Consider the following 21,522-nt stretch of genomic DNA (forward strand, 5'->3'; position numbering starts at 1 on the left):
CCCGCCGATGGCGGGCGGTCGAGCTACGGCCCGTCAGGCGGGCCGGTGGGACCGGCGCGGGCTCAGCGCTCGCCCGGCACCCAGTCGTCGGCCTGCGGGGTCGCCGACTTCGTGAGGGCCGAGGCGGCGGCCGGCGGCACCGGGTCCGCGAACGGCGCGCAGTGGACGTCGGGGCCGGGCTTGCCGGCGGGCAGCGTGCCGTCCGTCAGGTAGGCCTTCCAGATGTCGTCGATGCAGGCGTTGCCCCGGCCGGTCAGACCGTGGTTGCCGCCGCCGTCCATGACCACGAGCCGGGAGTTGGGGAAGCGGCTGTGCATCACGACACCGCCCTCGTACGGCGTGGCGCCGTCCTTGGTGTCCTGGAAGAACAGCGCGTTCTTGATCTTGTTGCCGTTGATGCGGGGCGCGTGGCCGCCTCGGGTCGGCCAGAAGGCGCACTGCGCGTTGTACCAGGTGTTGCCCCAGGTCAGGAAGGGAGCGGTCCGGTACGACTGCCACATGTCGCGGTGCCACGTGGTCCAGTTGCTCGGCCAGTTGACGTCCGAGCACTCGACGGCCGCGTAGACGGCGAAGCCGTTGTCGTCGCCGCTGCTGTCGCCGTAGGTGGCGTACGCGTCGAGCAGGGCCGAGGCGTCGGAGGCGGTGACGTACTTCGACAGCGCGTTGGCGAGCAGCGGCCAGCGGCTCTTGAGGTAGCCGCCCGCCAGGTAGGTGTCGTCGAGCTCGTCCGGGCCGACCCGGCCCTCGGCCGGGGTCGCCTTCAGCTTGGCGCGGGCCGCGTAGTACGCCTTCTCGACGACGGCGTCGGCGGTGCCGAGGTGGTACGTCGAGTCGTACTTGGCGATCCAGGCGAAGAAGTCCTTGGCGCGGCCCTCGAAGGCGTGGTTCTGGTCGATGTTGGCGTCGTACCACACGCGGTCGGGGTTGACGATGCTGTCCAGCACCAGGCGGCGGACCTGGTTCGGGAACAGTGTCGCGTAGGTGGCGCCGAGGTAGGTGCCGTAGGAGTAGCCGACGTAGCTGATCTGCTGCTGGCCGAGGGCCTTGCGGATCTGGTCCATGTCGGTGGCCGCGTCGACCGTGGTCATGTGGTTGAGCAGGTCGCCGTAGGTCCGGCGGCAGGCGTCGGCGTACCCCTTCGACCGCTTCACCCAGGAGAGCTCCTCCGCCAGGTTGGACGGGTTGTAGTCCGGCCGGACGGGGTCGAAGAAGTGGGCGTCGCAGCTGAGGGCGGGCTCGCTCGACCCGACGCCGCGCGGGTCGAAGCCGATGAGGTCGTACTGCGCGGCCAGGGCCGTGCCGAGCCGCGACTCCATGACCGCGGGATATGCGAGGCCGCTGCCGCCGGGTCCGCCCGGGTTGAACAGGAGGGCGCCCTGGTAGTGGGCGGTGTCGGTGGCCTTCTTGCGGGAGACCGCGATCTTGATCTTCTGGCCCTTCGGCCTGCCGTAGTCGAGGGGGACCTCGACCATCGCGCAGTCGATGCCCGTCGGCAGCCCTTCACACTGTGCCCACTGGGGAGCGGGCGGAGTGTACTCGGGGGCGTGCTGAGCGCTGGCCGACGCGGGTCCCGCGACCAGCACTCCACTCAGCCCCAGGCCGGCGGTGGCCAGCGCTGTGAGGATCTTCTTCACCTGTACCCCTTCGACGCCTGCGGCTCCTCCGTTGGAACCGACTTATGGCCCAACCGGAGATCATGCGGATAAAGGACGCATAAGGCGACGGACTTCCGTAGTTGGTTGCGAAACCGCAACATTGAAGTGCACATGTCGTTAGGACCCGCGGTCGTCGAGGCCGTTCTCCTCGCGTGACGCCGGACGTCGCGCCCGGAAACCCTCGGTAAGCTGCGACAAAGATCCTTGCAGAGCCGCGGCGATGAGGTGCGGGAATGATTGCGATACTCGGAACCGGCAAGATGGGCGAGGCCCTGCTGTCCGGGCTGGTCCGCGCCGGGCTGCGGCCGGACGAGATCATGGCGACCGCCCGGCGGCCCGAGCGGGCCGAGGCCCTGCGGCGGCAGTACGGCGTGCGGGTCGGTGGCAACGCCGAGGCCGCGAAGGCGGCCGACACCCTGATCCTGGCCGTCAAGCCGCAGGACATGGGCGCGCTGCTGGCGGAGGTCGCGCCGCACGTCCCCGCCGGGGTCCTGGTCATCTCCGTCGCCGCGGGCATCACGACCGCCTTCGTGGAGTCCCGGCTGGGCGAGGGCGTTCCGGTCGTCCGCGTCATGTCGAACACGCCGGTGCTGGTCGACGAGGCCATGAGCGTGATCTCCGGCGGGGCGCACGCCTCTGAGGAGCACCTCAAGCGCACCGAGGAGCTGCTCAGCCCGGTCGGCAAGGTGCTGCGTATCCCGGAGTCCCAGCAGGACGCGGCGACCGCCCTGTCGGGCAGCGGCCCGGCGTACTTCTTCTACCTGGTCGAGGCCATGGTGGACGCGGGCATCCTGCTCGGCATGCCGCGTGCCGCGGCGCTCGACATGGTGACCCAGTCGATCGTCGGCGCGGCGATCATGCTGCGGGACTCCGGCGAGCACCCCGTGATCCTGCGGGAGGCCGTGACCTCGCCGGGCGGCACGACGATCTCGGCCATCGCCGAGCTCGAACGGCACCGGGTGCGGGCGGCGTTCCTCGACGCGATCGAGGCGGCCCGCGACCGCAGCCGCCAGCTCGCCTCCGGCTGACGCCCGGCCGCGCGTAAGCGCGTACTCGGGGCAAGCGCGTACGCCGGAAAAGGGGGCGGATTACCTCCGCTTTACCATTGGCCCGTGACGTATCGGCGCGGGATCCTCCCGCTTCTCGTCGTCGTCCTGGCCGCCGGCTGTTCCTCGCCGGAGCCGCCCTCGGTGGTCCTCGGGGCCGTCACCCGGACCACGGTGAGCGAGGTCGTCGAAGCCCCCGCCACGGTCGGCGCACGGGCCGTCGCCACGCTCACGGCCCCGGCGTCCGGCACCGTCGCCAAGCTGTACGTCCAGGACGGCGAGACGGTCAGGAAAGGCCAGACGATCGCCAGGATCAGCTCGCCGCAGGCGAAGGAGCAGCTGACGGCGGCCCGGAAGGCCGACAGACAGGCGTCGCGCCCGGTCTCGATGGGAGGCGGCGGCGCGGTCGCGGTGCGCCTGCCCCGGGTGCGGGTTCCCGGATCGCTCGACGCGACGGTCGCGCGCTACTTCGCCGAGGCCAGGAAGGCGGCCAGGTCGGTCGGGGACGCGAAGGCCCGGGCGCGGCTGCTGGCGGCCATCGACACCGCGCAGGCTCAGCAGCGGGCCCAGCGGCGCGCGCTCACGCGGGTGGTGGACGGGCTCAGCCGCTCAGTCGAGCAGGTGCTCGCGCAGGTCAGCGGTCAGGTGGGCGCCGGGCTCAGCGGGCTGGGCGCGTCCATGTCGTCCCTGCGGGCGGCCTCGATGGCGCAGACCACAGCCGCCGTGCGGGCCGCCGAGCGCACGGTCGACGCCCTCGTGGTGAAGGCGCCGTTCGGCGGGGTGATCACCCTCGGCGGGGCGTCGTCCTCCGGGTCCGGCGCGGCGGGGCTCGGGGCGCTCCTCGGCGGGCTTCCCGCCGGCGTCGCCGAGCAGGCCGCGCCGTCGGTGGCCGTGCCCGCCGGACGTTCCGGCGGCGTGATCGCCACGGGCGTCCCGGTGGCGGCGGGCGACCCCATCGCCACCGTGACCGACGTCTCCAGGCTGACGCTCTCCGCCGACGTCGACGAGACCGACGTGCTGCTCGTCCGCAGGGGCACGCGGGCGGAGGCCGAGTTCGACGCCGTGACCGGGGCGACGTACACCGCCTCGGTGACGGGCGTGGGGGTCACGCCCAAGGAGGGGGCCACCGGGGGTGTCAGCTACCCGGTGCGGCTGACTCTGGGGCCCGGCGCCTACGACGGAGGCGGCGCCGCCCCGGCTCCGAAACCGGGCATGAGCGCGGTGGTCCGTCTCGCCGTACGGCAGGCCACGGACGCCGTGGCCGTACCGGCGTCGGCCATCGTGACCAGCGGGAAGGACACGATCGTCTGGGCGTCCCGCGGCGGCGTGGCGGAACGGCGGGTGGTCAGGCTGGGCGCCCAGGGCGACGCGGCGGTCGAGATCCTCAGCGGCGTGTCGCCGGGCGAGCGCGTGGTCGTGAAGGGCGCCGACACGGTCCGTCCCGGCCAGCCGCTCACATGACCGTTCCCGTGACCGCCATGCCGGACGACGGCGCGACGAGCGCCTTCGAGGCGGTGGACCTGCGGCGCTCCTACCAGCTCGACGGCGTCTCGGTGGAGGCGCTGCGGGGCGTGACGCTGACGATCGGGCAGGGGGAGTTCGTCGCCGTCGTGGGGCCGTCGGGTTCGGGCAAGTCGACGCTGATGCACCTGCTCGGCTGCCTCGACCGGCCGACCTCCGGTGTCCTGCGGGTCGGCGGCGTCGACGTGGCCACGCTCGACGACACCCGGCTCGCCGAGTTGCGCAACGAGGCGATCGGTTTCGTGTTCCAGTCGTTCCATCTGCTGGCCCGCACCTCGGCGCTCGACAACGTGGCGCTTCCGCTGGTCTACCGGGGGGTGTCGCGGCAGGAACGCCGGGCCAGGGCGCGGGCCGCCCTGGAGGCCGTCGGGCTCGGTCACCGGATGGGTCACCGGCCGTCCCAGATGTCCGGGGGCGAACAGCAGCGGGTCGCGATCGCGCGCGCCCTCGTCGGCGATCCCCGGGTGGTGCTCGCCGACGAGCCCACCGGCAACCTCGACACCCGCAACGGCGAGGAGGTCATGGGCCTCCTCGAACACCTCAACGCCGAGCGCGGCGTCGCCGTCGTGCTGGTCACCCACGACGGCGAGGTCGCGGAACGGGCCCGCCGCCAGATCCACGTGCGTGACGGTCTCGTCGAACTGGACACGGGCGCGCCCGCGGCGGACGGGGAGGCGCGATGAGAACGGGCGAGGCGCTGGTCATGGCGGTGGAGGCGCTCCGGGTCAACCGGCTGCGCAGCGCGCTGACCATGCTCGGCGTGATCATCGGGGTGCTGGCCGTGGTGATCCTGGTCGCCATCGGCACCGGGGCGAAGAACGCGGTGGAGAAGGAGATCGCGGGGCTCGGCAGCAACATCATCCTGGTGGTGCCCGGCCAGGTCGGCCTCGGGGCCGCGCCGACGCAGAGCCGCCTCGACCTGTCCGACGTCGCGTACGTCCGCCGCGTGGTCGGCGATCCGTCCAAGGTCACGGTAGCGGTGAACTCGGGGGAGCCGGTCAGAGTCGGGCGCACCGAGGTGTTCGCCACGCTGACGGGGACCGACCAGTACCTGCCCAACGTCTTCGACCGGCCGCTCCGGCGCGGCCGCGGCCTCAGCGCCACGGACGTCGACACGCGGCGGCGGGTGGCCATCCTCGGCGCGGAGGTGGCGGGCAAGCTGTTCGGCGACCTCGACCCGATCGGCCGCCAGGTGACGATCGCGGGCGTGCGGTTCCGGGTCATCGGGGTCTACGAGACCATCGGGTCGACCTTCGGGGTAGCCCGTGACCAGGAGGTCCACGTCCCGGTGACCACCGCCCAGCGGCTGATCGGGCTGCCGAGGGTCAACGGCATCGCGATCGGGGCGTCCGGGCCCGACGAGATCGAGCCGCTGCAGCGCCGCGTGGTCGACGCCCTGCGGGCCCGCTACCCCGACGAGCAGTTCTCCGCCGTCACCCAGACGCAGCTCCTCGGGACGATCGGGACCGTCCTGAGCATGCTGACCGGCGTTCTCGCCGCGATCGCCGGCATCTCGCTGCTCGTGGGCGGCGTCGGAGTCTCCAACATCATGCTCGTCGGCGTGCGGGAGCGGACCAGGGAGATCGGCCTGCGCAAGGCCCTCGGCGCGCGCCAGCGGGACATCCTCGGCCAGTTCCTCATCGAGGCGGTGCTGCTGACCACGATCGGCGGGGTCGTGGGCATCCTGCTGGGCGTCGGCGGGGCGCTGCTCATCCAGGCGCTCTCCCCGGTGCCGGCCTCGATCACGTGGTGGTCGATCGCTCTCGCGTTCGGCGTGTCGGCCGCGGTGGGCGTCTTCTTCGGTGTCGCCCCCGCCCGCCGGGCCGGCCGGCTCGACCCGGTGATCGCGCTGCGCGCCGACTGAGCCGCCCCCACCCGGGACGTACGCGGCCGGGCGCGGGTGCGATAGCGTCGCAATCATGAGTCGGGCGGTGCGAGTCGTCTGGGACGACGGGTTGATCTCCTACGATTTCGGCCGCGGTCACCCGCTGGCACCCGTGCGCGTCGAACTCACCATGGCGCTCGCGCGCGAGCTCGGCGTGCTCGACGGCGTCGAAGTCGTCGGCTGCCTGCCCGCCGGCGACGACGAGCTGGCGCTCGTCCACGACCGCGACTACATCGCGTCCGTCAAGGAGGTCCAGAAGACCGGCCGGCCCGACCTGCGCCGCGGCCTCGGCACCGAGGACAACCCGGTCTTCGCCCGGGTGCACGACGCGTCCGCGCTGGTCGCCGGGGCCACGCTGGCCGCGGCCCGGGCCGTGTGGACGGGTGAGGCGGATCACGCGGTCAACGTCGCGGGCGGCCTCCACCACGCGATGCCGGGGGCCGCGAGCGGCTTCTGCGTCTACAACGATCCCGGTGTGGCGATCGCGTGGCTGCTGTCGCAGGGCGCCACCCGCGTCGCGTACGTGGACATCGACGTGCATCACGGCGACGGCGTCCAGACGATGTTCTACGACGATCCCCGGGTGCTGACGATCAGCCTGCACGAGACTCCCCGCACGCTCTTCCCGGGCACCGGGTTCCCCCACGAGACGGGCGCAGAGGGCACCGCGGTGAACGTGGCCCTGCCCGCGGGCTGCGGAGACGAGAGCTGGCTGCGGGCGTTCCACGCGGTGGTGCCGCCCCTGGTCCGGCACTTCCAGCCGGAGGTGCTGGTGACCCAGCAGGGCTGCGACAGCCACGCGCTCGACCCGCTGGCCCACCTCATGCTCAGCGTGGACGGCCAGCGCACCGCCTACGCGGCGCTGCACCGCCTCGCTCACGAGGCGGCGGACGGACGGTGGGTCGCCGTGGGCGGCGGCGGCTACGAGCTGGTCCAGGTGGTGCCGCGGGCGTGGACCCACCTGCTGGCCGAGGTTGCGGGCACGCCGGTCGACCCGGCCACGCCCACGCCCGCGGCCTGGCGGACGCTGGTGGACCGGCGGACCGGGGAGGTGCCGCCGGCGACCATGACCGACGGCCGCGAGCCCCGCTGGCGCGACTTCTCGGAGGGATACGATCCAGCCGACGCCGTCGACAGGGCCGTCATGGCGACCAGGAACGCGGCGTTCCCCCTCCACGGCCTGGATCCGATGCCGTGACCCGCGCCGGGGCCGCCGGAATCACACAGAGCCGAGGAGCGCTGACAACCACGTGACCCCTTCCCGCGCCGAGCTCCACGAGCACCTCGTCAGAACCGCCATCGCCGGCGACGTCGCGACCAGCCGGGAGAACAACCTCGACCACTACCGGTCGCTCGCGCTCCGGGACCCGCACTACACGTTCGGCCTGACCTTCGAAGCCGAGTGGACGTTCCACGACATCCTCGACCTCATGGCGCGGCGGGCCGGCGTGACGGCCGACCCGGACCACCAAGAGGGCCAGGACGTCATCGACCCGGCGCGCACGATCGACGCCGTCGAGGAGATGGGCGACCGCATCGCCAAGGTGCTGCGCCGGGCCGCGCCCCGCGTCGTCGTCGCCACCGGGCACCCCACCGGGCTGCTCGCCGTCCACCTGGCGCTGGCGCGGTTCGCGGCCGACCGGGGGGCCGTGCTGCTGACCCCCGCGGAGGGCTGGACGTACACGGGCTGGCCGGGTCGGCGCCGGAGGGTCCGTTACCTGAACGGCGTGGCGATGCTGGAGGAGAGAGGAAGCTTCGTCCACAGTCACGACCCCGACCCGATGCGGGCCATGCTCGCCGAGGAGCGCCCCGACTTCGTGATCGCCGACCACGGCTGGGCCGGTGCCGCCGGGGAGGCCGGGATCGAGACGGTCGGCTTCGCCGACTCCAACGATCCGGCGCTCTTCCTGGGCGAGGCCGAGGGCAAGATCGCGGTCACCGTGCCCCTCGACGACAATGTGCTGCCGCGCTACTACGGGCCTCTCACGGCCTACCTGCTGGACCGTGTCAACCGCAGCCTCTGACCGCAGCCTCTGACCGGAGCCTCTGATCGGATCCGGTCCTCCCAAACCACCTGTTTCGCGCCTACTTTTCCCGGGGCCTGCCGACGGTTTGCCAACTTTTTCGTGATCCTGGGCGACTCTAAAGGGAGAGAAGTTGGTCCGTTCCAAGATTGAGGCGAGGGGCACGGTCCGGCCGCTGCCAGCGATTTCTCGGATTTTGACGGCATGCGACCTCCAAGACTGATGAAATGGGGGGTTTGCCTCCTCGGAGTCCGGACTTACGCTGACAGCAGTACACGTGCGTGAGCGATGGCACCAGTGGGGATAACCCGGAAACACGTGCGGAAGAGGCGTCCGATGGGTGCAGGCGAAAGACCTCTCAGCGAGGTGAAGTTCCTGACGGTGGCCGAGGTCGCCACTGTCATGCGGGTGTCCAAGATGACGGTGTACCGGCTCGTGCACTCGGGCGAGTTACCGGCCATCCGGGTCGGTCGATCCTTCAGAGTGCCTGAGCAGGCGGTGCACGACTACCTGAGAGACGCGTTCATCGAAGCGGGATGACGCGGCTCCGCAGCGGAGGTCATGCCGTGACGGGGGCATGGCCGATGTGTGGCCGTGCGGAGACCCCCGGGAGGAGCGATCTACCGCGGATCGCCGGTAGGCTGTTGAGCCGGTGTGCGCACGCACGCCGGTTTGACATCCATCCCTTCACCTGGGGGTCCCGTGGGCTCTGTGATCAAGAAGCGCCGTAAGCGCATGGCGAAGAAGAAGCACCGCAAGCTGCTGAAGAAGACCCGCATCCAGCGGCGTAACAAGAAGTAGTCGAGACGGCGCGCGCACCGGTCCCCCGGGGCCGGGCCACCGTGCGCACGCGATCCCCCAGCGAGGCGACGATGACTCGTACCGTTCTCGTCACCGGGGTCTCCCGTCATATCGGCGCCAGAGTGGCGAACGCGCTCGCGGCGGACCCGGAGATCGGCCGGATCATCGGAGTGGACACGGCGCCGCCATCCCTCCACCGGGACGACGGCGCGTCGCTCGGTCGTACCGAGTTCGTCCGTGCCGACCTGAACGGCCCGGACGTCGGCCGGATCATCGGGTCGGCGGACGTCGACACCGTTGTGCACCTCGACCTGGTCAGCGGACCGGTACGCAGCCGCGCCGCCATGAAGGAGCACAACGTCCTCGGCACCATGCAACTGCTGGCCGCGTGCCAGCGGTCCGCCTCGGTGCGCAGGGTGGTGGTGCGCTCGACCACGGCTGTGTACGGCGCGTCACCGCACGCTCCCGCCGTGTTCACGGAGGACCTCGCGCCGGCCGACGGCGCGCAATCCGGCTACGAGAAGGACGCGTTCGAGGTCGAGGGGTACGTCCGGGGCTTCGCCAGGCGCCGCGCCGACGTGGCGACCACGGTCCTCAGGTTCGCGCCGGTCATGGGGCCGGGCGTCGACACCCCGCTGACCAGGTACTTCTCGCAGGACGTGCTGCCCACAGTGCTGGGCTTCGACCCGCGGCTGCAGTTCGTCCACGAGGACGACGCGGTGGAGGCGCTGTGCCGCACGGCGCGTGCCGATCACCCCGGCGTCTTCAACGTGGCCGGAGAAGGGGTGCTGCTGCTGTCCCAGTGCGCCAGGCGCGCGGGCCGGCCGGCGGTCCCCATGCCCGCTCCCGCGTTCCGCCTCTTCGGCGGCCTCGCCAGGAGCGCCGGCCTGGTGGACTTCACGCCGGAGCAGCTGTCGCTGCTGATCCACGGCAGAGTCGTGGACAGCGGGCGGCTGGCCGCGGAGCTCGGGTGGCGGCCCGCGTACTCCACGGCGGCCGCGTTCGACGACTTCCTCCGGTCACGCGGCCTCCCCTCCGGCCTGTGGCCGGCCGCGTTCGACCGGCTGGCGGACCTGGTGACCGCGCACCGGCCGCGCTGAGCCTGCGCCGATTCCGGGCCGATCCGCGCCGACCCCCCGTGATGGACCGAAGGTGACACGACGATGAGCACGATGCCGACTCCGGACGAGCGGCTCGCCGCGCTGCTCGCCTTCCTGCGGCGCCGTGTCACCGGGGATTACGAGATCGACGAGTTCGGCTTCGACCCCGACCTCAACGGCACGGTCCTGCTGGAGCTGCTCCGGCCGCTGTACCGGCAGTGGTTCCGGGTCACGACCGTCGGGCTGGAGAACGTCCCCGCCCACTCGGGCGCGCTCGTCGTGGCCAACCACTCCGGCACGCTGCCGATGGACGCGCTCATGCTGCAGGTGGCGCTGAACGACGAGGCGCACCGGCCGATCCGCCTGCTGGGCGCGCATCTGGTCTATCAGCTCCCCGTGCTCGGCCATCTGGCCCGCAAGTCCGGTCACACGCTCGCCTGCCCGGAGGACGCCGACCGGCTGCTGCGCAAGGGCGAGCTCGTGGGGGTCTTCCCCGAGGGCTTCAAGGGCGTGGGCAAGCCGTTCTCCGAGCGGTACCGGTTACAGCGGTTCGGCCGCGGCGGCTTCGCGGCGTCCGCCATCCGCGCCGGGGTGCCCATCGTGCCCTGTGCGATCGTCGGGGCCGAGGAGATCTACCCCAAGATCGGCGACGTCCGGGCGCTGGCCCGCCTCCTCGGCCTGCCGTATCTACCGATCACCCCGTTCTTCCCCTGGCTGGGCCCGCTCGGCCTCGTGCCGCTGCCGTCGAAGTGGATGATCGAGTTCGGCGAGCCGATCAGGACCGACGAGTACGGCCCCGACGAGGCCGACGACCCCATGGTGATCCTCGAGCTGACCGACCAGGTCAGGGAGACCGTCCAGGAGCGTCTCGACGCCCTGCGGAAGCGCCGCGGTCCCGCGTTTCCCCCGTTCGCGCGCTGATCCCGGCCCTGATCCTCACACTGATCCGCGTCAGAGTACGGACCGGTAGTGCCGGCGGAGCGCGATCCCGGCGGCGATGCCCCCGGCGACGGCCCCGGCGGTCGCCGCGATGGGCAGCCCGATCATGGTGGCCTTGCGCCCGGTGCGGAAGTCGTGGATCCGCCAGTCCTGTTCCCTGGCGTACTCGCGCAGCTCGCTGTCGGGATTGATCGCGTACGGGTTCCCGACGAGGGAGAGCATCGGCAGGTCGTTGGCCGAGTCGCTGTAGGCCGAGCAGCGGGACAGATCGAGCCCCTCACGCCTGGCGAGCGCGCGCACGGCCTCGGCCTTGGCCGGGCCGTGCAGGAGATCGCCCACCAGCCGTCCCGTGTAGGCGCCGTCCGCGGTCTCGGCGACGGTGCCGAGCGCCCCGGTCAGCCCGAGCCGCTGAGCGATCACCCGGGCCAGCTCGACCGGAGTGGCGGTGACGAGCCACACGCGCTGTCCGGCGTCGAGGTGGGCCTGGGCGAGGGCGCGGGTGCCCGCCCATACGCGGTCGGCCATGACCTCGTCGTAGATCTCCTCGCCGAGCCGCACCACCTCGTCGACCTTGAGCCCGGCGACGAACGCGAGGGCCATCTCCTTGGCCTTGGCGATGTGCTCGGGGTTCTCACTGCCCCGGACCCGGAACAGCGCCTGGCCGAGGGCGAACTTCGTGAGGTCCCGCGTGGTGAACAGGCCGCGCGCGGCGAGCCCGCGGGCGAAGTGGTAGATGGAGGCGCCCCGCATCATCGTGTTGTCGACGTCGAAGAACGCCGCCGCCGTGGGGTCGGGGACCACGGCCGGGGCGGAGACCGCCGCGGCGGCCGCCACCTCGCCGGCGATCTCCGCCGCCATCCGCCGTCGCAATAGCCGCCTCATGGCTCATCAGCTTAACCGCCGCCCGTTGCCCGCCAGTGGAGCCCGCGTCGGGCGGATCTCGTGTCAACCGCCCGCCCACGTCCACCGCGCGACCGCCGGCGCCTGGCCCCTGTGGCCCGAGTTTCCCTGGGGCCGTCAGGGGCCCGACGGGCCGGAGGACGCCGTCATCGTGTCGATGTAGCTGAGGTATTTGTTGGCCTTGTCGCGGTTCTCCCGGTCGAGCTTCGGCAGCAGCGGCTCCACGAGGGAGTGCTGCTCCCGGGCGAACCTGCGGACCTCGCCCCGGTCTTCGGCTCGCGGCGCCACCCGGCTCAACGCGGCCCTGGTGGTGGACTCCATGTCGTCGAGCGTCTGGGTGATGAGGCGGTGCCGGTCGCGTGTCCTGGCGGCGACGAGCGAGGCCGTCTCGGCCGCCCGCAGCCGCGCCGCGGCCATCTCCCGCTGGGCCCGGTCCTCGTCGTCGTAGGCCAGGGAGAGCACAGTCGACTCGGCGGCCCTCTTCAACGGATAGAGCGGCTCGCCCGGCACCGAATCGTACGTCCGGACCCCCGTGGCGAACATCAAAACCATCAGGCCCGCGAAGACCAGCACCGGCCGGAGCCGCACGATCAGCGGGCGGCGCCTCGGGCGACGCCGGTGGAGCCCGCCGGGCGCGTCCCCTGGGGCGCCGGCCACCTCGTCGAACGCCGGAGGAGGCTCGACGGCGGTCGTGCGCTCGGCGGCGTGGTTGCGCAGCAGTTCCTCGCGGAGTCGGGCCCTGAACTCGGGGGTCGGGCCGCTGCCGAGCAGGACGCGGAGCCCGGTGACGTGCCGGGAGACGCGGTTCGCGACGCGTGCCGCCCGTCCGCCGTACGCGCGGCGCGAGGGTCGCCACCAGCCCATCAGTGTTCTCGCCATCCCCCGCTCGATGTACCGGAGACCGGATCGGCGATCCGTCTCCGCGACATGCCCAACGACATGGGGGCGGAATGGTTACGGCAGAGGTCAGCCGAGATCCCGGGGAAGCGCCCGGGCCAGCGCTTTGATCGCCCGGAACTGGAGTGCCTTGATGGCTCCGCTCTTCTTCCCCATGATCATCGCGGTCTCGGCCAGCGACATGCCGTGCAGGAAGCGCAGGATCACGCACTCCTGCTGCTCGGCGCCGAGTTGCTTGATCGCCTGCATGACGTGCTCGTTGACCATGTTGGTGACGACCGCGTTCTCGGGGATGTTCGGGCCGTCCAGGGGACGGTCGAGCACCTCGGCGGTGGTCACCTCAAGCCGGTTGCGCCCGGACTTGAAGTGGTCGGTCACGAGGTTGCGGGCGATGGTCACCAGCCAGGCCCCGAAGTCGCGGCCCTGCCAGGTGAAGTCGGTGATGCCGCGCAGGGCGCGCAGGAAGGTCTCGCTGGTCAGGTCCTCGGCCAGGGCGTGGCCGCCGACCCGGAAGTAGACGTAGCGGTACACCAGGTCCACGTAGTGGTCGTAAAGGAGCCCGAAGGCCTCGCTGTCGCCCGTCTTGGCGCGCAGCACAAGGGACTGCATCTCTCCGTCGTGATCGCCACGACGTACGGCGGGGTCGGCGGAGCGCACGGACTGCGCTGCTCCGGCGGCAGGAGGGGAAAGTCCTGCCAACGGCCACGTGTTCGGCATCCGGTATCCCATGGGGGAAGGGGAGTCGGTGCTCGAACACTTTAGAAATCAACGGGAGATAACACAATCCGTCTGAGCGTAGTAATTACTTCCGGTAACGTCGCTTTTGCTGGCGGGTCCGCTGGATTCCCAGCAGATGCCCAGGTCACACGTGTGTAATGGGGTCCGTGCGGCTGTCAGGTTCTCTTCGGGGGCACCGGCTACCCGCGGGAAGGCAAAGTCCGGCAGCATGGGGTCCACCATGGAAGTCCTAGTCGCCATCCTCGCGTTCGCCGGCGCCCTGCTCGCCGGTGCCACCACCGTCGTGCTCGTCGGGCGGCTCCGTGACGAGCCCTCGGGCTGGTTGATCGCGTGGAGCATCGCCACGGGCGCGCTGGCCGTGTCCCTCGCCGCCGTCGCCGTCGGACACCTGGCCGGATTCGGGTCCGCCACCTTCCGGGCGTACCAGATCACCGGGTCTCTGCTCGCCCCGCTCTGGCTCACGATCGGCAATCTGCAGTTGCTGGCGGAGAAGGCGTCGGCCCGCTTCGCCGGATGGCTCTTCGGGATCGCCCTGACGGTCGTGGGCGCTGTGATCATGCTGCTCGACCCGCTCAGCGGCAGCTTCGGCAAGCAGCTTCCCGACGGGCCCAGCCACTGGGACCTCTGGCCGGAGAATCTCCTGCGGGGCGCTCACTTCGTTCTGATCTTCCTGCTGCTCTTCGCGCTCTGCATCGCGCTGCTGAGCTGGCGGGACGGGGACGACTACGACGTCGACAACATGAACGCGACCGTGCTGATCGCCCCGGCGGGCATGGCGCTCTGCGCAGCCCTGGAGCTGTCGCTCCCGGGGATCGTCATCGTCGCGCTCATGGCCGCGGCCTCCGGCGGCGCCTGGTACGTGGTGGTCCGGCCGCTCGCGCCCTACGACGACGAGGACGACGAAGACGACGAGGACGACGCCAGGCACGGCCGGGACCCGCGTAACGCGCGTGACGCCCGTGTCGCCGGTGCCGCCGGGGACCCCGGAAACGCGGAATGGCGGCAGGGCCGGGAACGGAGCGGCGCGCGGCGCGGCGCCGACCGGCCCGACGTCCCCGTGGCGTCGGCCTCCCCGATGCCCGCGGCCCCGGCGTCCTCACGCCGTTCCGGTCTGGGCGACCTGGTCGCGGAGTACCGGGCGGGCGAGCAGGGGGAGGTCGACTACGCGGCACGCATGCGCCCCAGGGACGACTCCTACGCCCAGGCCCGCCCGGAGGACGACTTCGGCGGCCCGGCCACGGGCCAGCTCATGGCCGCGGACTCCTACCCCCAGGCCCGTCCCTCCGACTACGGCATGCCGGCGGGCGTGCCGCCCCACGCGGACAAGGGCATGCCGGCGACGGGCGCGGTCTACCCCGGCGCCGAGGTGCCCCCGCCCGCCATGCCGTCGCCCGAGGAACTCGCGGCGAGCTTCGGCGTGGGCTTCAACCGGGGCGGCGGCGCGAAGCAGGGCGCCAAGCCGGGCGCGGGCTCCGTCAAGCCGTCTCCGGCCATCTACGGCCTGCTCACCGTCTTCACCCTCCTGGACGGCACCGGCGACGCGTTCGACAAGCTGGCCGAGGAGACGATCGCGGCCGTGCAGCGCACCGAGCCGGACACCCTGGTGTTCATCTGCCACGGAGTGAAGTCGGCCCCGCTGCAGCGCATCGTCTACGAGCTCTACCGGGACGAGGTCGGCTACGCCGAGCACCAGCGGCAGCCCCACATGGAGCGCTTCACGACGGAGCGCGTGGCCTACGTGCTGGCCGCCAACGTGATCGAGCTCACCGTCAGCGCCGCGAAGGTCGTGCCGCTGCCCACGGCGAACTTTTAGCGCGCGAGTGCCTCGCGCAGCCGGGTCTCGTTGACCCGCCAGTAGTCGTGCTGGACCCCGTCGATCAGGACGACCGGGATCATCTCGCCGTACTCGGCCTGATCCTCGGGCGTGGCGGTGATGTCCCGCTCCTCCCACTGCACGCCCAGCTCACCGGCCACGCGGGACACCACGGCCCGGGCGTCATCGCAGAGGTGACAGCCCGGTTTGCCGAGCAGCGTGATGCGGTGATCATGAGGAGGCATGCCACCCAGCTTATGCGGGTCCCGGGACCCCGATTGGCGACCTTGCGCCGATCCTGGGACAGTGAAGACACGCCGACTTTGTGCATCGCTTCACAAAGCTACTAACCTGTTGTTATCCGTCGCATCCGCTCGTGCGGCCGGGGGCGCACCGGCCGTCCGTTCCCCTGGAGCCCTGGGCAGTGAGCCGCCGTATCCCGCAGGCACGCGATCGTGGCATTCCCGACGCCACCGTGGCGCGGCTGCCGCTGTATCTGCGTGCCCTCAACGGGCTGGCCGAACGGGGCACGCCGACCGTGAGCTCGGAGGACCTCGCGCTCGCCGCGGGGGTGAACTCGGCGAAGCTCCGCAAGGATCTCTCGCACCTCGGCTCGTACGGCACCCGCGGCGTAGGGTACGACGTGCAGTACCTGATTTACCAGATCTCCCGTGAGCTAGGTCTCACCCAGGATTGGGCTGTCGCCATCGTGGGGGTCGGTAATCTCGGGCGAGCCCTCGCCAACTACGGCGGGTTCGTGTCCAGGGGGTTCCGCATCGCGGGCCTGCTCGACGCCGATCCCCGCGTGGTGGGCGACCGCATCTCCGGCCTGGTGGTGGAGCACACCGACGAGCTGGAAGCCGTGATCAAGAAGCGAGGGGTCTCGATTGTGGTGATTGCCACACCGGCGAGCGCGGCGCAGCAGGTCTGCGACCGCGTCACAGCGGCGGGCGTCACCAGTATTTTGAACTTTGCCCCGGTTGTCCTGACTGTTCCGGACGGCGTTGATGTCCGTAAAGTCGATTTATCAATCGAACTTCAGATACTTGCGTTCCACGAGCAGCGCAAGGCCAATGGAGGGCCAATCATGTCCGAGGAGTGGCCGGACGGGGTGGTCATGTGAGTGAGCCATCGTTCGGAGCGCGCTCATGAGCATCCTCGTCGTCGGCCTCAGTCACCGGACCACACCGGTCTCGCTGCTCGAACGCGTGACGGTGAGCGGTGACGCGCTCGTCAAACTGCTGCACAGCCTGCACAGGGACGAGAACGTCGCGGAGTCGCTCGTCGTCTCCACCTGCAACCGCGTCGAGGTGTACGCGGACGTCGACCGCTTCCACGGCGGCCTGACCGCGGTCACCGGCCTGCTCAGCGACCACTCGGGTCTCCCCCAGGAGCAGCTCGCCAAGCACCTGTACGTGCACTACGAGGAGCGGGCCGTCCAGCACCTCTTCACGGTGGCCTGCGGTCTCGACTCGATGGTGGTGGGCGAGGGCCAGATCCTCGGGCAGATCCGCACCGCCCTGCGGCTGGCCCAGCGCGAGGGCACCGCGGGGACCGCGCTCAACGAGCTCGCCCAGCAGGCGCTGCGGGTGGGCAAGCGGGCGCACGCCGACACGGGCATCGACCGGGCGGGAGCGTCGCTCGTCGGAGTGGGGCTCACGCTCGCCGAGCGGATGCTCGGCCCGATCGGCGGCAGGCGGGCCCTGGTCGTGGGCGCGGGCTCGATGAGCTCGCTGTCCGCCGCGACCCTGTCCCGCGCGGGCGTCACCGACATCGTCATCGCCAACCGCACCCGCAGCCGCGCCGTACGGCTGGCCGAGTCGGTCGGCGGCCGGGCCGTCGCCCTGGCCGACGTCCCCGCCGAGCTGGCGGAGGCCGACCTGGTCGTCTCCTGCATCGGCTCCGGGTCGCGTTCGATCACCGTCGACATGGTCGAGACCGCCGTCCGGGGACGCACCTCCCCGCTCTTCCTGCTCGATCTCGCGCTGCCCCACGACGTCGACCCCGGCGTCCGGCTCCTGCCGGGCGTCACGCTGGTCGACCTGGAGTCCATGCAGCAGGCGGGCCTGGGGGCCGACGTCGAGGACGGCGGCAGGGCCGACGCGATCGAGCAGGTCAAGACCATCGTGGCGGAGGAGGTCTCGGCACACCTGGAGACCGAGCGGGCCGCCGTGGTGACGCCGACCGTGATCGCGCTGCGCAGCAAGGCCGCCGACGTGGTCGAGGCGGAGATGGGCCGGCTGCTGTCCCGGCTCCCCGAGCTCGACGGCCGGGCGCGTGACGAGGTCACCCAGACCGTCCGGCGCGTCGTCGACAAGCTGCTGCACGAGCCGACCGTACGGGTGAAGCGGCTGGCCGCCGCCCCGGGAGGCGACCAGTACGCCGAGGCGCTCCGCGAGCTGTTCGGCCTCGATCCCAAGGCGCCCGACGCGGTCTCCCTGATCGACGGCCCCGACGACGGGACCGGCAAGGGGACGGCCGGCCGGAAGGGGGTGGAGCGGTGAACGACCCCCTGCTGCTCGGCACCCGTAAGAGCCTGATGGCGACCACCCAGTCGCAGGCGGTGGCCGACCGGCTCACCGCCCTGACCGGGCACCGGGTCCGCCTGGCCGGCGTGACCACGCTCGGCGACGTCTCCCGCGCCCACCTCACGCAGCTCGGCGGCACCGGAGTATTCGTCAACGAGCTGCGCTCCCGGCTGATCGGGGGCGAGATCGACTTCGCCGTCCACTCGCTCAAGGACCTGCCGACCCGGCAGGACGAGCAGGTGGTGATCGCGGCCATCCCGCCGCGCGACGATCCCCGCGACGCGCTCGTCGGCACCGCCAAGTTCAGCGACCTCGCGCCCGGCGCCCGGGTCGGCACCGGCTCCCCCCGCCGGGTCGCCCAGCTCCGGATGCTGCGGCCTGATCTCGAATACGTCGCGATCAGGGGAAACGCGGACACCCGGATCGGCAAGGTAACCTCAGGCGAGCTTGACGCGGTGGTCCTGGCCGCCGCCGGGCTCGGTCGGATCGGCAGAGAGGCGGAGATCTCGCAGGTGTTCGAGATCGACGAGATGCTGCCCGCTCCCGGGCAGGGCGCGCTCGCCGTCGAGTGCCGGGCCGACCGTCACGACCTCATCGAGCTGCTCGGTGTGCTCGACGACCCGGAAACGCGGGCCGCCGTCACCGCCGAACGCTCGGTGCTCGCCGCCCTAGAGGCCGGTTGCGCGGCCCCGGTAGGTGCTTTCGCCTCCGGTGACGGGCACATTCTCAGTCTGACCGCTGCCGTCGTCGCCGTCGACGGACTCCGGTCGGTGCGCACGTCCACCTCCGGACCCACTCCGGCGGCCATGGACCTCGGCCGTGAGCTGGCCGCCGCCATGATCGCCGAAGGGGCCGGCACATTGATGGGGGAGCAGGCCCATTGAGCTCCGCGAATCACAACCCACAGGCCCCGTCCGGGTTCGTCGCCTTCGTCGGCGCGGGGCCCGGCGACGAGAACCTGCTCACGTTGCGCGGTGCCGACCTGCTGAGCAGGGCAGACGTCGTCGTCCTCGACCGCGTGGCGCACGATCCGCTGCTGCGCCACTGCCGTGAGGGCGTCGAGGTCGTCGACATCGGTCCCGACGCGGCGGAGAACTCGGTCTCGCTGCGCACCATCCAGGAGGCCAAGTCGGGGCGCACCGTGGTGCGGCTGTGCCCGGGCGACCCGTCCTTCTTCTCCTCGGTCACCGACGAGGTCGCGGCCTGCGGCAAGGCCGACGTCGACTTCGAGATCGTCCCCGGCGTGCCGCCCGCGACGGCCGTGCTGACCTACGCGGGCATTCCGCCGGCGGTGTCGGTGCCCGAGTTCAGGATCGTGGACGCCGCACAGGTCGACGACTGGTCGAAGCACGCCTCCTGCGACGGCACGCTGGTGATCTACAACGGCGTCGCCGAAGCCGTGCCGATCAGCAAGGCGCTGGTCACCGGCGGGAAGCCGGACACCACGCCCGTGGCCGTGACCAGCGACGGCACCACCACCGAGCAGTACACCGTCGTGTCGACGCTCGGGCGTCTCGGCCCCGACCTGAAGCACGCGGGCATGGCCGAGCCGGCGCTGATCGTGGTCGGCGAGGCCGTGGGCATGCGCGACCGGCTGTCGTGGTTCGAGACCAAGTCGCTGTTCGGCTGGCGGGTGCTCGTGCCGCGCACCAAGGAGCAGTCCAAGAACCTGTCGGAGCAGCTACGCTCGTACGGCGCGGTGCCCGAGGAGGTGCCCACGATCTCGGTCGAGCCGCCGCGCACGCCGCAGCAGATGGACCGGGCGATCAAGGGCCTGGTCACCGGCCGGTACGAGTGGGTCGCCTTCACCAGCGCCAACGCGGTCAAGGCCGTACGGGAGAAGTTCGAGGAGTACGGCCTGGACGCCAGGGCCTTCGCCGGGCTCAAGGTCGCCGCCGTCGGCGAGGCCACAGCCCGCGCGCTGGTGGAGTTCGGCGTGAAGCCCGATCTCATGCCGACGGGCGAGCAGTCGTCCGAAGGGCTGCTGGCCGAGTGGCCGCCGTACGACTCGATGCTGGACCCGATCAACCGGGTGCTCCTGCCGAGGGCCGACATCGCGACCGAGACGCTCGTCGCGGGTCTCACCGAGCTGGGCTGGGAGTGCGACGACGTGACCGCGTACCGGACGGTGCGGGCGGCGCCCCCGCCCGCCCCGATCCGCGAGGCGATCAAGGGCGGCGGCTTCGACGCCGTGCTCTTCACCTCGTCGTCCACGGTCCGCAACCTCGTCGGCATCGCCGGCAAGCCCCACAACGTGACCGTGATCGCCGTCATCGGCCCGCAGACGGCCAAGACCGCCGAGGAGTTCGGCCTGCGGGTCGACGTGATGGCGGACAAGCCGTCCGCCACCGCCCTGGCCGCGGCCCTGGCCGACTACGGGGCCAAGATGCGGCACGCCGCCATCTCGGCGGGGGAGGTGCCGCGCCGGCCGTCCCAGATGCGGCGTGGCGCCCGCCGCCGGGTGAAGTGACCCGTACGAGCGGAGAAACCACAGTGACCGCGTCTCCTCGTGACATCAGGCCCGTAACCGAGACCGCCCCGTTCCCGGCGGCGCGGCCCCGGCGGCTGCGCCGTACGGCGGGGCTGCGCCGCCTGGTGGCGGGCACCCGCCTCCACCCGGCCGAGCTGATCCTCCCGATGTTCGTGAAGGAGGGCATCGCCGGGCCGCAGCCCGTCGGGTCGATGCCCGGCGTGGTGCAGCACACCCGCGAATCCCTCCGCAAGGCGGCGCACGAGGCGGCCGAGGCGGGTGTCGGCGGGATCATCCTCTTCGGCGTGCCCGAGCAGAAGGACGCCCGCGGCTCGGCGGCCGACGACCCCGAGGGGATCGTCCAGGTGGCCCTGCGGGATCTCGTCTCCGACATCGGCGACTCGCTGGTCGTGATGACGGACACCTGCCTGGACGAGTACACCGATCACGGGCACTGCGGCCTGCTCACCGAGAGCGGCGAGGTCGACAACGACGCGACCCTCGAACGCTACGCCTCGGCCGCGGTGGCCCAGGCGGAGGCCGGATCGCAAGTCATCGCGCCGAGCGGCATGATGGACGGCCAGGTCGGCGCGATCAGGGAGGCGCTCGACGCGAACGGCTTCGCCGAGATCCCGATCCTCGCCTACTCCGCGAAGTACGCCTCGGCGTTCTACGGGCCGTTCCGGGACGCCGCCGAATGCGCCCCGCAGTTCGGCGACCGCAGCGCCTACCAGCAGGACCCGGCCGGTCCGGTCGGCGAGGCCCTGCGCGAGGTGCGGCTCGACCTCGCCGAGGGCGCCGACGCTGTGATGGTCAAGCCGGCCCTGGCGTATCTGGACATCCTGCGCCAGGTACGCGACCTGGTCGAGGTGCCGGTGGCGGCGTACCAGGTCAGCGGCGAGTACGCGATGATCGAGGCGGCGGCCGCCAACGGATGGATCGACCGGGATCGGGCCATCATGGAGTCGCTGATCGCGATCCGCCGGGCCGGGGCCGACCTGATCCTCACCTACTGGGCCACCGAGGTCGCACGGCGCCTTTCCTGACGGCGTTCCGGCGCTCCGATCCGCCCTGCCGGGCGCGTACCTTCCGCGGCCGACTATCCTGACAGGTCATCCAGGTCCTCACGGTTCCGTGCCGCGGCCCTGGACCCAGGAATGAGGAGCATGGCTCCGCGGCCGCCGGGCGAGGCCCGGCCGCCAAGG

Annotated in this window: 21 protein-coding genes; 16 read left to right on the forward strand and 5 right to left on the reverse strand. The window is 71.6% G+C overall.

All coding sequences use genetic code 11. The features are described 5' to 3' along the window. Positions 1–62: 62 nt before the first annotated feature. A complete protein-coding gene (locus tag JOL79_RS26235) occupies positions 63–1,634 on the reverse strand; it encodes an alpha/beta hydrolase (protein ID WP_210158560.1) in 1,572 nt (523 codons plus the stop codon). A gap of 254 nt (positions 1,635–1,888) precedes the next feature. Between JOL79_RS26235 and proC the strand changes: the two genes are divergently transcribed. From proC to JOL79_RS26285, 10 genes are all read left to right on the forward strand, one after another. Continuing rightward, positions 1,889–2,683 (forward strand): pyrroline-5-carboxylate reductase, encoded by a 795-nt coding sequence (gene proC, locus JOL79_RS26240; protein ID WP_210158561.1) that lies wholly within the window; start codon positions 1,889–1,891, stop codon positions 2,681–2,683. An 84-nt stretch (positions 2,684–2,767) separates the two neighbouring features. Further along, complete coding sequence (locus tag JOL79_RS26245) at positions 2,768–4,162, forward strand: efflux RND transporter periplasmic adaptor subunit (protein WP_210158562.1); 1,395 nt, start codon at positions 2,768–2,770, stop codon at positions 4,160–4,162. A gap of 17 nt (positions 4,163–4,179) precedes the next feature. Continuing rightward, entirely contained in the window at positions 4,180–4,905 is a 726-nt protein-coding gene (locus tag JOL79_RS26250) for an ABC transporter ATP-binding protein (protein ID WP_230985531.1), read from the forward strand. After that, positions 4,902–6,086 carry an ABC transporter permease gene (locus tag JOL79_RS26255; protein WP_210158564.1) on the forward strand — a complete coding sequence of 395 codons (1,185 nt, stop codon included), beginning with the start codon at positions 4,902–4,904 and terminating at the stop codon, positions 6,084–6,086. Before JOL79_RS26250 ends, JOL79_RS26255 begins: the two co-directional genes overlap by 4 nt. 55 nt (positions 6,087–6,141) lie before the next feature. Then, positions 6,142–7,305 carry an acetoin utilization protein AcuC gene (locus JOL79_RS26260; RefSeq protein WP_210158565.1) on the forward strand — a complete coding sequence of 388 codons (1,164 nt, stop codon included), beginning with the start codon at positions 6,142–6,144 and terminating at the stop codon, positions 7,303–7,305. Positions 7,306–7,357: 52 nt separating this feature from the next. Then, entirely contained in the window at positions 7,358–8,131 is a 774-nt protein-coding gene (locus tag JOL79_RS26265; protein ID WP_210158566.1) for a phosphatase, read from the forward strand. A gap of 336 nt (positions 8,132–8,467) precedes the next feature. Continuing rightward, the gene (locus JOL79_RS26270; protein WP_030456159.1) at positions 8,468–8,671 is read left to right on the forward strand and encodes a helix-turn-helix domain-containing protein; all 204 of its coding nucleotides are present in this window, start codon (positions 8,468–8,470) and stop codon (positions 8,669–8,671) included. A gap of 162 nt (positions 8,672–8,833) precedes the next feature. Further along, entirely contained in the window at positions 8,834–8,932 is a 99-nt protein-coding gene (locus tag JOL79_RS26275; protein ID WP_018654693.1) for a 30S ribosomal protein bS22, read from the forward strand. A gap of 71 nt (positions 8,933–9,003) precedes the next feature. Continuing rightward, on the forward strand, positions 9,004–10,032 hold the full coding sequence (locus tag JOL79_RS26280; RefSeq protein WP_210158567.1) for an NAD-dependent epimerase/dehydratase family protein: 1,029 nt from the start codon (positions 9,004–9,006) through the stop codon (positions 10,030–10,032). Positions 10,033–10,095: 63 nt separating this feature from the next. Beyond that, positions 10,096–10,953: a lysophospholipid acyltransferase family protein gene (locus tag JOL79_RS26285; RefSeq protein WP_210158568.1), complete on the forward strand. Its 858-nt coding sequence runs from the start codon at positions 10,096–10,098 to the stop codon at positions 10,951–10,953. A gap of 30 nt (positions 10,954–10,983) precedes the next feature. Here the strand turns inward: JOL79_RS26285 and JOL79_RS26290 are convergent, their stop codons facing one another. From JOL79_RS26290 to JOL79_RS26300, 3 genes are all read right to left on the reverse strand, one after another. Next, positions 10,984–11,853: an HAD family hydrolase gene (locus JOL79_RS26290; RefSeq protein WP_210158569.1), complete on the reverse strand. Its 870-nt coding sequence runs from the start codon at positions 11,851–11,853 to the stop codon at positions 10,984–10,986. A gap of 135 nt (positions 11,854–11,988) precedes the next feature. Then, the gene (locus JOL79_RS26295) at positions 11,989–12,750 is read right to left on the reverse strand and encodes a DUF5667 domain-containing protein (RefSeq protein ID WP_210158570.1); all 762 of its coding nucleotides are present in this window, start codon (positions 12,748–12,750) and stop codon (positions 11,989–11,991) included. A gap of 87 nt (positions 12,751–12,837) precedes the next feature. Next, a complete protein-coding gene (locus JOL79_RS26300) occupies positions 12,838–13,377 on the reverse strand; it encodes a sigma-70 family RNA polymerase sigma factor (RefSeq protein ID WP_230985500.1) in 540 nt (179 codons plus the stop codon). A 349-nt stretch (positions 13,378–13,726) separates the two neighbouring features. Between JOL79_RS26300 and JOL79_RS26305 the strand changes: the two genes are divergently transcribed. Then, the gene (locus JOL79_RS26305; RefSeq protein ID WP_210158572.1) at positions 13,727–15,319 is read left to right on the forward strand and encodes a putative quinol monooxygenase; all 1,593 of its coding nucleotides are present in this window, start codon (positions 13,727–13,729) and stop codon (positions 15,317–15,319) included. Here the strand turns inward: JOL79_RS26305 and JOL79_RS26310 are convergent. Continuing rightward, positions 15,316–15,564, reverse strand: a complete 249-nt coding sequence (locus JOL79_RS26310; protein WP_210158573.1) for a glutaredoxin family protein — start codon at positions 15,562–15,564, stop codon at positions 15,316–15,318. The two genes, JOL79_RS26305 and JOL79_RS26310, sit on opposite strands and share 4 nt — an antisense overlap. A gap of 179 nt (positions 15,565–15,743) precedes the next feature. On the opposite strand from JOL79_RS26310, the gene JOL79_RS26315 reads away from it, so the two are divergent. From JOL79_RS26315 to hemB, 5 genes are read left to right on the forward strand one after another with little or no spacing between them, the layout of a single operon-like run. Further along, positions 15,744–16,442 (forward strand): redox-sensing transcriptional repressor Rex, encoded by a 699-nt coding sequence (locus JOL79_RS26315; RefSeq protein WP_210158574.1) that lies wholly within the window; start codon positions 15,744–15,746, stop codon positions 16,440–16,442. Positions 16,443–16,467: 25 nt separating this feature from the next. Continuing rightward, positions 16,468–17,823: a glutamyl-tRNA reductase gene (locus JOL79_RS26320; RefSeq protein ID WP_210158575.1), complete on the forward strand. Its 1,356-nt coding sequence runs from the start codon at positions 16,468–16,470 to the stop codon at positions 17,821–17,823. Next, positions 17,820–18,731 carry a hydroxymethylbilane synthase gene (hemC, locus tag JOL79_RS26325; protein WP_210158576.1) on the forward strand — a complete coding sequence of 304 codons (912 nt, stop codon included), beginning with the start codon at positions 17,820–17,822 and terminating at the stop codon, positions 18,729–18,731. The genes JOL79_RS26320 and hemC overlap by 4 nt, the downstream gene beginning before the upstream one ends. Beyond that, a complete protein-coding gene (locus tag JOL79_RS26330) occupies positions 18,728–20,317 on the forward strand; it encodes a bifunctional uroporphyrinogen-III C-methyltransferase/uroporphyrinogen-III synthase (protein WP_210158577.1) in 1,590 nt (529 codons plus the stop codon). The genes hemC and JOL79_RS26330 overlap by 4 nt, the downstream gene beginning before the upstream one ends. Before the next feature lie 23 nt (positions 20,318–20,340). Then, positions 20,341–21,363, forward strand: a complete 1,023-nt coding sequence (gene hemB, locus JOL79_RS26335; protein ID WP_307848738.1) for a porphobilinogen synthase — start codon at positions 20,341–20,343, stop codon at positions 21,361–21,363. Positions 21,364–21,522: the final 159 nt, after the last annotated feature.

Source organism: Microbispora oryzae, from assembly GCF_017896165.1.
In the GTDB taxonomy this organism is placed as follows: Bacteria; Actinomycetota; Actinomycetes; order Streptosporangiales; family Streptosporangiaceae; genus Microbispora; species Microbispora oryzae.